Annotated in this window: 11 protein-coding genes and 1 pseudogene; 7 read left to right on the top strand and 5 right to left on the bottom strand. The window is 37.6% G+C overall.

From position 1 onward, the window contains the following. The 4 genes from V7122_RS12130 to V7122_RS12115 form a co-directional block, all read left to right on the top strand. The coding region (locus V7122_RS12130) for an aldehyde dehydrogenase family protein (RefSeq protein ID WP_335526964.1) at positions 1-404 on the top strand (404 nt) is incomplete at its 5' end. A gap of 82 nt (positions 405-486) precedes the next feature. After that, entirely contained in the window at positions 487-1686 is a 1200-nt protein-coding gene (locus V7122_RS12125) for an ornithine--oxo-acid transaminase (protein ID WP_335526962.1), read from the top strand. Positions 1687-2031: 345 nt separating this feature from the next. Beyond that, positions 2032-3381, top strand: a complete 1350-nt coding sequence (locus tag V7122_RS12120; RefSeq protein ID WP_335526960.1) for a glucose-6-phosphate isomerase — start codon at positions 2032-2034, stop codon at positions 3379-3381. A gap of 93 nt (positions 3382-3474) precedes the next feature. Further along, positions 3475-3882 carry a YugN-like family protein gene (locus V7122_RS12115; protein ID WP_335526958.1) on the top strand — a complete coding sequence of 136 codons (408 nt, stop codon included), beginning with the start codon at positions 3475-3477 and terminating at the stop codon, positions 3880-3882. On the opposite strand, the gene V7122_RS12110 is transcribed toward V7122_RS12115, so the two are convergent. From V7122_RS12110 to V7122_RS12090, 5 genes are all read right to left on the bottom strand, one after another. Continuing rightward, a complete protein-coding gene (locus V7122_RS12110) occupies positions 3879-4871 on the bottom strand; it encodes a potassium channel family protein (RefSeq protein WP_335526956.1) in 993 nt (330 codons plus the stop codon). The two genes, V7122_RS12115 and V7122_RS12110, sit on opposite strands and share 4 nt — an antisense overlap. 131 nt (positions 4872-5002) lie before the next feature. Next, entirely contained in the window at positions 5003-5206 is a 204-nt protein-coding gene (locus V7122_RS12105; RefSeq protein ID WP_335344265.1) for an aspartyl-phosphate phosphatase Spo0E family protein, read from the bottom strand. 275 nt (positions 5207-5481) lie between these two features. Continuing rightward, positions 5482-6348, bottom strand: coding sequence for an alpha/beta hydrolase (locus V7122_RS12100; RefSeq protein ID WP_335526954.1), 867 nt, complete (start codon positions 6346-6348; stop codon positions 5482-5484). 579 nt (positions 6349-6927) lie between these two features. Then, on the bottom strand, positions 6928-8160 hold the full coding sequence (locus V7122_RS12095; protein ID WP_335526952.1) for a Zn-dependent hydrolase: 1233 nt from the start codon (positions 8158-8160) through the stop codon (positions 6928-6930). 108 nt (positions 8161-8268) lie between these two features. Next, the gene (locus tag V7122_RS12090) at positions 8269-9315 is read right to left on the bottom strand and encodes a flavin-containing monooxygenase (protein ID WP_335526950.1); all 1047 of its coding nucleotides are present in this window, start codon (positions 9313-9315) and stop codon (positions 8269-8271) included. Positions 9316-9497: 182 nt separating this feature from the next. Between V7122_RS12090 and V7122_RS12085 the strand changes: the two genes are divergently transcribed. From V7122_RS12085 to V7122_RS12075, 3 genes and pseudogenes are all read left to right on the top strand, one after another. Then, positions 9498-10796, top strand: a complete 1299-nt coding sequence (locus V7122_RS12085; protein WP_335526949.1) for an arsenic transporter — start codon at positions 9498-9500, stop codon at positions 10794-10796. Between the two features lie 30 nt (positions 10797-10826). Continuing rightward, positions 10827-11051: pseudogene (locus V7122_RS12080) on the top strand (arsenate reductase); the annotation flags it as partial. Positions 11052-11303: 252 nt separating this feature from the next. Further along, complete coding sequence (locus V7122_RS12075) at positions 11304-11849, top strand: helix-turn-helix domain-containing protein (RefSeq protein WP_335344270.1); 546 nt, start codon at positions 11304-11306, stop codon at positions 11847-11849. The last annotated feature ends 65 nt before the right edge of the window (positions 11850-11914 follow it).

Below are 11914 nucleotides of genomic sequence, written 5' to 3'. Positions count from 1 at the left end.
GTAAGCTAATGACAGGCGGTGAAGGGGACGATTCCAAAGGCTACTTCATCAATCCAACTGTATTCGCTGACCTTTCACCAGAATCTCGCATCATGAAGGAAGAAATCTTTGGACCAGTTGTAGGCTTTACAAAAGCTAAAGATTTCGATGAAGCGATTGACATTGCTAACAACACAGAATACGGCTTAACGGGTGCAGTTATTACCAATAACCGTTTGAACCAAGAAAAAGCTCGTGAAGATTTCCATGTTGGAAACCTATATTTTAACCGCGGCTGTACAGGTGCTATTGTAGGCTACCAGCCATTCGGCGGATTCAACATGTCGGGAACTGACTCTAAAGCAGGCGGACCTGATTATCTGCTTCTTCATATGCAAGCAAAAACTACATCAGAAATGTATTAAAAAATTTCCTTTCAGGGTTTAAAGTGTAACAGCTTAACGGTACAATGAAAGGGATTACTCGGACATTAGGAGGAATGTATTCATGACAGCATTAACAAATACAAATTCATTGATTGAACAAACTGAGAAATATGGTGCAAAGAACTATCATCCGCTGCCAATCGTCATATCAAAGGCTGAAGGTGTATGGGTTGAGGATCCTGAAGGCAATAAATACATGGATATGTTAAGTGCTTACTCGGCAGTAAACCAAGGACATAGACATCCGAAAATTATTCAAGCATTAAAAGATCAAGCAGATCGTGTAACCCTTACCTCTCGTGCATTCCATAATGATCAGCTTGGTCCATGGTATGAAATGATTTGTAAGCTAACAAATAAAGAAATGGCTCTTCCTATGAATACGGGTGCTGAAGCGGTTGAAACAGCATTTAAAGCTGCTCGCCGCTGGGCATACGATGTAAAAGGTGTAGCTGAAAATCAAGCAGAGATCATTGCATGTGTTGGAAACTTCCACGGACGTACAATGACAGCTGTTTCTCTTTCTTCAGAAGCGGAATACAAGCGTGGATTTGGACCAATGCTTCCTGGCATTAAATTAATTCCTTACGGTGATCTTGAGGCATTGAAATCGGCAATCACGGAAAACACTGCTGCATTCTTAATTGAGCCAATCCAAGGGGAAGCTGGAATTATTATTCCTGAAGAAGGCTTTATGAAAGCTGCATACGAAACATGTAAAGAAAACAATGTATTATTCATTGCTGATGAAATTCAAGCAGGTCTAGCGCGTACTGGTAAAATGTTTGCTTGTGAATGGGAAGATGTAGATCCAGATATGTACATCCTAGGAAAAGCATTAGGCGGCGGAGTTTTCCCGATCTCCTGTGTCGTTGCAAATAAGGAAGTTCTAGGTGTATTCAATCCAGGATCTCACGGCTCCACATTTGGCGGAAATCCAATGGCTTGTGCTGTATCCATTGCTGCTATGGAGGTTCTTGTTGAAGAAAACTTAGCTGAGCGTTCTTTGAAGCTTGGTGAGTACTTCGTTAACAAGTTAAAAGAAATCAAAAATCCGATAATTAAAGATGTTCGTGGACGTGGCTTATTTATTGGTGTTGAATTAACTGAACCAGCTCGCAAATATTGTGAGGCTTTAAAGGAAGAAGGCTTATTATGTAAAGAAACACATGATACAGTCATTCGCTTTGCACCTCCACTTGTAATTACAGAGGAAGAGTTAGATTGGGCAATTGAACGTATTAACAAAATTTTAAGCTAATCCAAACTTTGATTATAGATGGAATATAAAAAACAATAAAACTAATAAAAATAATAGACTATTCTGTTGTTCGCTCCAACTAGAATATGATTTGTTTTTCCGTCTACAATGATAGAACAAAAAATCCTTGTACTTATGTGCAAGGATTTTTTGCGTCTTAAGATAGGTCGCTATTTTCGACATTTTTCACTTTGACAGCTCATAAAATGTAAATAAAAGTAGATATATTACTAACGGATGTTTCTTGATTATACGCCTGCTTTCCGTTAAAGTTTAGTAGAATAAAATAGATACTGAAAGTAATCCGGTATGTTTTTATGAAATTACATAATTGGAGGATCAGACATGACATATGTTCGTTTTGATTACTCAAAGGCATTTGCATTTTTCAGTGACCATGAGCTTACATATATGCAAGATGCGGTAAAGGTTGCTCATCACTCTTTGCATGAGAATACTGGACAGGGAAATGAATTTTTAGGTTGGATGGATTACCCTATTCAATATGATAAACAAGAATTTTCTCGGATAAAACAATCAGCTGAAAAAATTATTGGAGATTCTGATGTTTTGCTCGTAATTGGTATTGGGGGTTCTTACTTAGGTGCCCGTGCAGCAATTGAAATGTTAAATCATAGCTTTTATAATGCACTGTCAAAGGAAAAAAGAGGAACTCCGCAAATAATTTTTGTCGGCAATAATTTAAGCTCTTCTTACATGAAAGATGTGATTGACTTTCTTGATGGGAAGGACTTCTCCATAAACATTATCTCTAAATCAGGTACAACGACTGAACCAGCCATTGCCTTTCGGATTTTTCGCAAGCGATTGGAGGAGCAATATGGTTTAGAGGAAGCACGCAGGAGAATTTATGCAACAACAGATAGGGAAAGAGGGGCCTTAAAAACACTTGCAGACGAAGAAGGCTATGAAACATTTGTTGTTCCTGATGATATTGGCGGCCGATACTCGGTATTAACAGCAGTGGGTTTATTGCCAATAGCTGTTAGCGGTGCTGAAATTGGAGAAATGATGAAGGGTGCTGCCCTTGCCCGAGAAGAGCTGAGCAGTTCAGAACTGCTTGAAAATATAGCCTATCAATATGCAGCTATTCGCTATATTTTATACAACAAAGGAAAGACGACAGAAATGCTCATTAACTATGAGCCAGCTTTACAATCCTTTTCAGAATGGTGGAAGCAGTTATTCGGTGAAAGTGAAGGAAAGGACTTAAAAGGAATCTACCCATCCTCGGCCAATTTCTCAACGGATCTGCATTCTATTGGTCAATATATTCAAGATGGACGAAGGAATCTGTTTGCGACAATTATGAAGGTTGATAAACCACGTCAAGAGTTAATCATTGAAAAGGCAGATAATGACTTAGATGATCTAAATTATTTAGCTGGAAAAACAGTAGACTTTGTCAACAATAAGGCGTTTGAAGGGGCTGTACTAGCGCATACTGATGGAGGTGTGCCAAATCTAGTCTTATCTATTCCTAAATTAGATGCCTTTACCTTTGGCTATCTCGTATATTTCTTTGAAAAAGCCTGTGCGATGAGCGGCTATTTATTAGGTGTCAACCCTTTCGATCAGCCAGGTGTAGAGGCTTATAAAGTAAATATGTTTGCTCTATTAGGAAAACCAGGGTTTGAAGACAAGAAGGAAGAGCTAGAAAAGCGGCTTAGATAAAAAAGGAGTGTTCGTTTAAACGAGCACTCTTTTTTTAATGAAACCTTTATTTTCGGGGAAACTATTCAAAAGAATGGAAAGGAGATATCCTAAATGATTGAAATTCCTTCAGAATTAGAGGGTAAAAGCTTTGATTTGTATAAATTAGAACAGAAGTTAAAACCAATCGGCTATTCAATCGGCGGCAACTGGGATTATGACAAAGGCTATTTTGATTATAAGATCGATAACAAGGAGGGCTATCAATTTTTAAGGCTTCCCTTTATGGCAGTAGACGGGCAGCTAGATGCGAGAGGATGTATAGTCGAGCTCGGGAGACCGTTTTTGCTCTCACACCTTTATGAGGATAGTTTGGACGACCATGCGCATACTGCGGTCATATCTGGATCATTTAATCAATTTTCGGAGCCAATCGAAAAGGATGCTGAATTCCCGGAGAAATTCATGGATCATGGGAAAGTGCTTGTCAAAGAATTGGAAGCAGTGCTCTTAAATGGTTAATTCGTAATGATAATTAATTGATCATTTGCGTGAATATGAAAGGGGACCGGAGGATTTAATAGCGTTTCCTCCCCTCTTTTTACTCCGAGCAATAGAATTCCGTCTTTAATTAGTAATTGACTAAGTTCCATATAAGACATGTCCAATATGTCTATTGAAGCCTGCTGAAACGTTAATTTTCGGTTATCCATCTGCCGTAATAAGTCTAAAAAGGATGTTACCAGCTCCTGTGAAAAGATGCTATTAATCATCACAAAGCTTGTTAAAATATTTGTTTGGACAACCTCATCGGCCCCAGCTCTTTTCGCGTTGGCAACCTGCTCTAAAGTTAGAATTTCAACGATGCAGGGGACATGAGGATTAAGCCCCTTTACAGCAAGCAAGGTTAAAATGGAGCCCATATCAGCATGAAGCTCACCCTTGTTCGGGTCAGCGGTAATAATCACTTTACTTGCTTCTAATATATTAGCTTTTATCAGCACTTCATCAACGTTGGAACGACCTTGAATAAAATGCACATTCCTATCAGGCAATGGGTTTTTTCCGAGTGATTCATCAATTAAGGTGATCGCAATATCTTTATGATTTTTACAAAGTGCCTGAAGAATTTCACGTGAACGTTCATTCCACCCGATAATAATTAGATGTTTTTTCCCTTTGAAAGCAAGCTTCCCTTCAATTAAATCATTCTGTCTTGTTACTGCAACAGTGGCCAGTGTGACAAAATAGGTGGCTAAAAATCCAGCTCCGATCATGATTAAAGCAATCCCGGCAAGTCTCCCAAAAACGGTCTTCGGTGCAAAATCTCCATAGCCAACTGTAGCTGCTGTGACTACAGCCCACCAAATACCTTCGAAAATAGTTTTAAATTGGTCTGGTTCTAATAAGTGAATTATCGTTCCAAATGTAAAAATCAGCGTAAGTGAAATAATTAATACTCGAAATATTAGCGGTAAACGCGCAAAGCTAGTAAATAAATTGTATGACAAAATATGACACCCCTAAAAAAGAATCTGTATTCAGTATGGACTAGTTAGAGGGATTTCATAAATTTAACTTCTATAAAATAGAAAAAAGAGCTAGATCTTCTAGCCCCAATTTAGTAAGAATTATAGGTTGATTAACTAGCTGAATGACCTCTATGGATAGTACGATCACTTAATGAAAAATGCAAAAGGTGAAGGTATATTAAACGGTCTAGCTTTTGGCTATAATTTATCGTTTCAACACTATTCATTCCGGTTTCATGTGCAATTCGGATCATTTCTTTTCTCATTATATTAATGCGCTTAAGGACTAATTTCTCTAATGAATACTTGTTCATCTTCATCTTCTCCTACTAATGTTTTCAAGTATACCTTTATTATAGGAGATATTTCATATTTCGAAATAGATTCGACAAAGGTTCTAAGAAAAAGACATTTTCCTTCATCTTTTACATAAATTTGGTAGCTTAATCAGGACAAAAGTCCTAATAAAATAGCTTCTCTCTGTAAAATATATGGGAGACATTTGTAGCCTCGATTCCTAAATCGCTTTTTGGGAGGAAAAAAATCCTTCTCCATCATTCCAATAGGGAGAAGGAAAAGAATTAATTTACTAAGATAAATGGGATTTCAGGAATTCTATGACTTCTTTAAGTGCATCTTGGACAGTTGGGTTATGGAAATCCTTATCGAATACATGCTCTCCATTAGGGATGGTAATTAATTTGCTTTCAACGCTTGCTTTTGATAGGGCTTCGCTCATTAAAACAGATTGTTCGTAAGGGACGTCTACATCTTTCGTTCCATGTAAGAATAAAGTAGGCGGGTAATCCGCATCAATATTGTAAATGGGAGAATACTTTTGAATCGTTTCTTCGTTCATTTGCGGGTTAATTCCAGTTACTTCTTGAATCCAATCCCCAGTTTGTCGTGCATATAAATATAGAAGGAACCGGGGTTGAACAGAAGCTTCTGTAATTATTTGATTAGATACAAGCTGATCGGCAATCTCTTTTGGTACTCTATCTTTTTGGAGGTAGTAGCTGTTAGGGGTTGTAGCCCAATCAGCGCCTATATCTCCATATCCGTAGAAGGATACGATTGCACGCGGCTTGTTTGAAAGTGTACCGGTAGACAGTGCTAGAAATCCGCCTGCTGATCCGCCGATTACGGCTATTCTATCCGGATCAATTGAGAATTGATTAGGTCCTTCAGATTTTATCCAGTTCAGCGCATCTTGGATATCATCAAGGATGCCCGATAGTTTTGTTTCAGGAGCAAGTCTGTAATCAATAGAGAACACGGCAAAGCCATTATTTGTATAAAGCTGTATCATTTCAGCAGAAAGTTCTTTTCTTGTACCCCATAGGAGGCCGCCCCCATGTATATATACGACAACAGGAGCATTTTCACGATCCGGTTCATGGAAATCCGCTTTAAGCGCATAGCCGGCTTCTTCTTTGTAAATAACTGTTTTCATTTTAAAGATTCACGTCCATTCTAGTAGAGATTCTTCGGATAGTTTTTGTATGTGAATTAACGATATATAGTATACCAAAAAAGAAGAGAAATGGTCATTTAGACGTTACTGGAAATGGGTGGAATAGGTAACGGTGATATACTCATGCTGCCAGTTTTTGGTGTTATTAAAGGAAAACGCAATTCATGGTGAGGGTTTTGGTAGAAGGAGCTTGAAAATGCTAACAATAAATGCTTCATGGTAAGGGTTTTAGTTGGGTGAGTATGAAAATGCTACCTATGAACGCTTCATAGTGAGGGTTTTAGATAGGATAGTATGAAAATGCTAATCATGAGAGCCTCATGGTGATGGTTTTGGTTGGGTGAGTATGAAAACACTAGCTATGAGCGCTTCATGGTCAGGGTTTTAGCTAGGTAGTACGAAAATGCTAACCATGAAAGTTTCATAGTAAGTGTTATTAACTAAAGTAGTTTACAAAATGCTCAGAACGAACAAGAATAAAATAAAACGAAGGCATTATTCCAAAGACTTGGCTAACACCTTCGTTTTTTCTTAGTCATTTATATGTTAGAACATGAGTTACGCTTTCGCATATTGTATAACAGCCTCTTCTAAAACATCAATTCCGAGTAAAATGTCGTCTAGATCTGTGTATTCATCAGGATGATGACTTAATCCATCAACAGATGGTACAAAGATCAGCCCAACTGGACCAAGTCTTGTCATGTTCATCGCGTCATGGCCAGCCCCGCTCTGCATGACTTCGTATGATAGATTTCTGCGATCACAAATGTTCCTGACTTCTTCTACAAGTTCTTCAGAAAGAATAACGGGCTCCTCTAAACTAATAACATTCGTTTCGATCTCGAGCTGTCTCTTTGCTTTTACTGAGGCAATCGTTTCATAGACATGGTTTAACACACGTTCTCTTGATTCGGTAGATGTAGATCGGATGTCAATCTTAAGCTCAACCTCACCTGGAACGACATTCATCGCTCCTGAAGGAATATCCAAAACGCCAACTGTTCCAACAGTTCCGTACGCTTGTTCAAGCATTGCCGCTTTTTCAAGCTCTAAGGCAATTTCGGAAGCACCGAGGAGAGCGTCCTTTCTCATATTCATTGGGGTTGTACCTGAATGTGAGGCCTTTCCAAAGATTTTTAGAAGAAGTCTAGCTGGTGCTGCGATCCCAGTTACAATCCCAATTTTTTTCTGATTATTAATGAGAACGGGACCTTGCTCCACATGCAGCTCGAAATATGCCTTGAATTCTTCGTTTGCTCTGCTTGCTTCATCAATACTATTAAAATCAAGGGCACATAGGGCTAATGCTTTTTCCATCGTAAGGCCATCGCGGTCTTTCAGATGCCTGTATTTTTCTTTATCTAGGAGTCCAGCCATTGCCTTACTCCCAAAAGTAGAAACGCCAAATCGGGAGGATTCCTCACAAGCGAAAGAAACGACTTCAATCGGATGATCTGTCACGACTCCCTTATCATTTAATCGCGAAATTACCTCCAACCCAGCTGTCACTCCAACTAAACCGTCATATTTTCCGCCTTGATACACAGTATCTAAGTGAGATCCGATCACAACTGGTGGAAGGCCCTTTATTTTTCCTTCCCTTCTTGCAATTAAGTTTCCGCAAGGGTCAAGGCGAACATCTAATTTTTCATCCATACAAAGCCTCATGAAGGCATGGGTACCCGCCTGCTCTTCATTCGTGTAGGCAACACGCGTTATACCGATATCACCCGAATTGTATTGATTCATTTTATTAAAAAGTATTTCATACCGTTCTCTCAAGTCCATAATGTATCTCCTATTAAAAGTAATATTTGATCGAATGATTAATACATAGATTATATCTATTATTTACTGATACTAAAAGAAAAAACGCAACACGATTGCTGCGTTAATTCAAGAATAATCCATTATGATGTTTTCGAATAAAAACTTTGCATCATCGCCAACCCCTAATAAAAGAGCAGAGCCTCGCCTATGCTGCCAGGGCAGGCCAAGAAAATACAATCCGTCTATATTTGATATTCCTCGTTCGTGAATTACTTTTCCTTTTTCATCAAAAATCTGCGGGAAATCCAACATGGAAAAATTAGTTTCAAAACCCGTAGCCCAAATAATATTATCAGCTTTCAAAGTGGAAGTATCTGTAAATAGGATTTCTTTTTGTTTGATGCCAATTGTTCTTCCCTTCATAGATACTTTCCCTAGTTTAATTTTCTCTTTTAATTCCAGACCAAAAATAGGATCGCCTTTTTTCCGAAGCCATTTTGCTATTTTAGAAGTTGAGTTTGCCTTTAATATCCCTAATTGATCTAGCCACCAAAATATACTTTTATTTGTAAAGGTTAAAGGGAAGAAACGCAAGGCTTCTCCCGCCGAAAGATAAGTAGGATGGGATTCGGAAAGTTCAACAGCAATTTGCGCACCGGAATTACCACCCCCAACGACTAGAACGTTTCCTTCTTTCAGCTGTTTGGGTTTTTTATATTGGGAAGAATGTAGCTGGATGACATCATCTTGAAGTTCTTTTGAAAAAGCAGGAATTCTAGGATGGTGAAAGGGACCTGTTGCGATAACCACTTTCTTGGCCTGAAGAGTAGAATTTTGAATAACAATATTAAAATATTTATCTGTTTTATATACTTGTTTAACTTTTGTATCAAGCTGTATGGGCAATTGAAAGGTTTTAGCATACTTCTCTAAATAATCAGCTACTTCATTCTTTGTAGGAAACCCATCTGGGTCCCCCTCCATCATTAAGCCATGTAAGGAACTATAAGAACGTGTGGTAAACAAGACAAGGGAATCATATCTATTTCTCCATACGTCACCGACACGCTTATGACTATCAAAAATAAGAAAGGACAAGGATGATTTTTTTAAATAGTATCCCATGGATAAGCCAGCCTGGCCAGCTCCGATAATTAACACATCGTAAATCATTATAGACACCTCAATTGATATATGAATATATGCTCATATATAATATATAAAAGAATGAAAAATCTGTCAATAAAGTAATTCATTTGAATAAGACATTGACTGCAAAGGCTTAATTTATATTGAACGTCTAGGAGTATGCCTATATACTGATGGATGTAAATAGAGATAGTTGGGGGTTCACGATGTTTTCAATTATTTTAGCAAGTATTATCTTTTTGGCCACTATAATATTAGTTATTTGGCAGCCGAAAGGGTTAGGAATTGGCTGGTCGGCTTGCGGAGGAGCTATGCTGGCACTTATTGTCGGAGTCGTGGACTTTCATGATTTCATAGATGTGATATTAATTGTTTGGAATGCCACATTAACGTTAATTGCCATTATAATTATATCGCTTATTTTAGATGAAATAGGATTTTTTGAATGGGCCGCCTTAAATATGGCGAGAGCAGCAAAGGGAAATGGGATAAGAATGTTTGTATATATCACCATTCTAGGTGCTATTGTTTCCGCATTATTCACTAATGACGGAACTGCGCTCATCCTTACACCTATTGTATTATCAATGGTCCGAAATCTGCAATTTAATGAAAAAATGGTTTTTCCGTTTATCATAGCCAGTGGATTCATTGCAGATACAACATCGCTTCCCTTAGTTGTTAGTAATCTTGTTAATATCGTTTCTGCCGATTATTTTGGAATCGGATTTAATGAATTTGCATCAAGAATGATTATCCCAAACTTCTTTTCTCTTGCTTCTAGTATTTTGGTATTATATCTTTTCTTTCGTAAGAGCATTCCAAAGAACTACGACTTATCGGACCTAAAAAAACCAGTAGAAGCAATACGGGACGAAAAAATGTTTCTATTGTCATGGTATGTACTGGCAGTCCTCCTTATGGGGTATTTTGCTAGTGAATTTACTGGAATTCCAGTCTCTATCATTGCTGGGGTTGTAGCTGTTTTCTTCCTATTCATGGCAAGAAGGAGCCATGCGGTGAATACAAGGACTGTCATGAAAGGGGCTCCTTGGGCTATTGTCTTTTTCTCAATTGGGATGTATGTGGTTGTTTATGGATTGCGAAATGTGGGGTTAACGAATGTTTTAGCTGATGTTATTCAATCAGCTGCCGATCAAGGATTATTTGCCGCGACACTCGGGATGGGATTCATTGCTGCGCTGCTTTCATCTGTGATGAATAATTTGCCTACCGTGATGATTGATGCTTTAGCGATTTCAGACACAAATACAACGGGAGTCATAAGAGAAGCACTCATTTATGCCAATGTCATTGGTTCGGACTTAGGTCCCAAAATTACACCAATTGGTTCTCTAGCCACCTTATTATGGATGCATGTTCTTTCCTTAAAAGGTGTAAAAATCTCATGGGGAACGTATTTTAAAACGGGGATTGTCTTAACGATTCCAACTTTATTTATCACATTGGTTGGTTTATATATTTGGCTGCTATTTATTCATTAATAACGGAGTTAAAATCATGACTAAAAAACAATTTATTTTCTATGTACAGGCAATTCATGCCGAAGCCCAATGGCAGAGGGCTAGGGGAAGAAGTATTTGGCTGATGATTGGAATGTTTATAGTGCAGGAATTGAGGCGTATGTCTTAAACCTAAATGCTGTAAAAGCCATGGATGAAGTGGGAGTAGATAATTCAATTCAAACCTCGGATATCATTGATGCAGAAATTCTTAACAATGCTGATTTAGTTGTTACTTGAAATTGAGGAGATAGTTAAGAGATTTGCAGAAGAAAAGTGATAGCTATTGAAACGCATCTAATATGATGCGTTTTTTTTTATGTGCTTTACAAGAATAAGTTATACAACGAAAATATTCTAAAATAACAATTAATTATAACTATAAAAAATATTTAAAATATTCTTTTGTATTAAAGTGAATTATGATAGAATCATAAACAATTACAGTGCAGCAGTAAAAATTCTTCATTTATAGAAAGGGATTTAGTAATGAAGGAAATTTTTGAAAAAATTAAGCAATTACGATTTGAACAGGGAATGACTTTAAAAGAGCTGAGTGAAAAGACGGACCTTTCCGTAAGTTTTTTATCACAAATAGAAAGAGGAACATCTTCACTTGCTATTACGTCATTAAAAAAAATTGCTGATGCTTTTGGTGTAAAGATGATTCATTTTTTTGAGGAGCCTGAGAATTTAAATTATGCAGTTAAAAAGGAAAATCAAAAATCTTTTAAGATTGAAAGCTCTGATTCTACTTATATTCGTCTCAGCAATAATTTTACTGACAGAAAGATTGAGCCTTTTCAAGTTACAATGCAGCCGCATCAAAGGGATATAGAAATGGCTAGGCATCCGGGGGAAGAATTTTATTATGTCCTAAAGGGTGCAGTGTTAATCACGGTTGATCAGAATGTTTATTATTTGCGTGAGGGAGAAGCAATCCATTTTCCGTCCACACTTCCCCATATGTGGGAGAATCCGCTTGATCAAGAAACGATTTTATTATCTGTAATTACACCAGTTATTTTTAACTAATAGATTGATAGAAACCTTGAAGGGAGGAATGCATGTCAATTGCATATACTTAATGTTTTGACCAA

Source organism: Bacillus sp. JJ1532 (assembly GCF_036965085.1).
GTDB lineage: Bacteria > Bacillota > Bacilli > Bacillales > Cytobacillaceae > Cytobacillus.
Note: the sequence above shows the minus strand (reverse complement) of the source record. Positions and strands in the feature narration are given on the sequence as shown.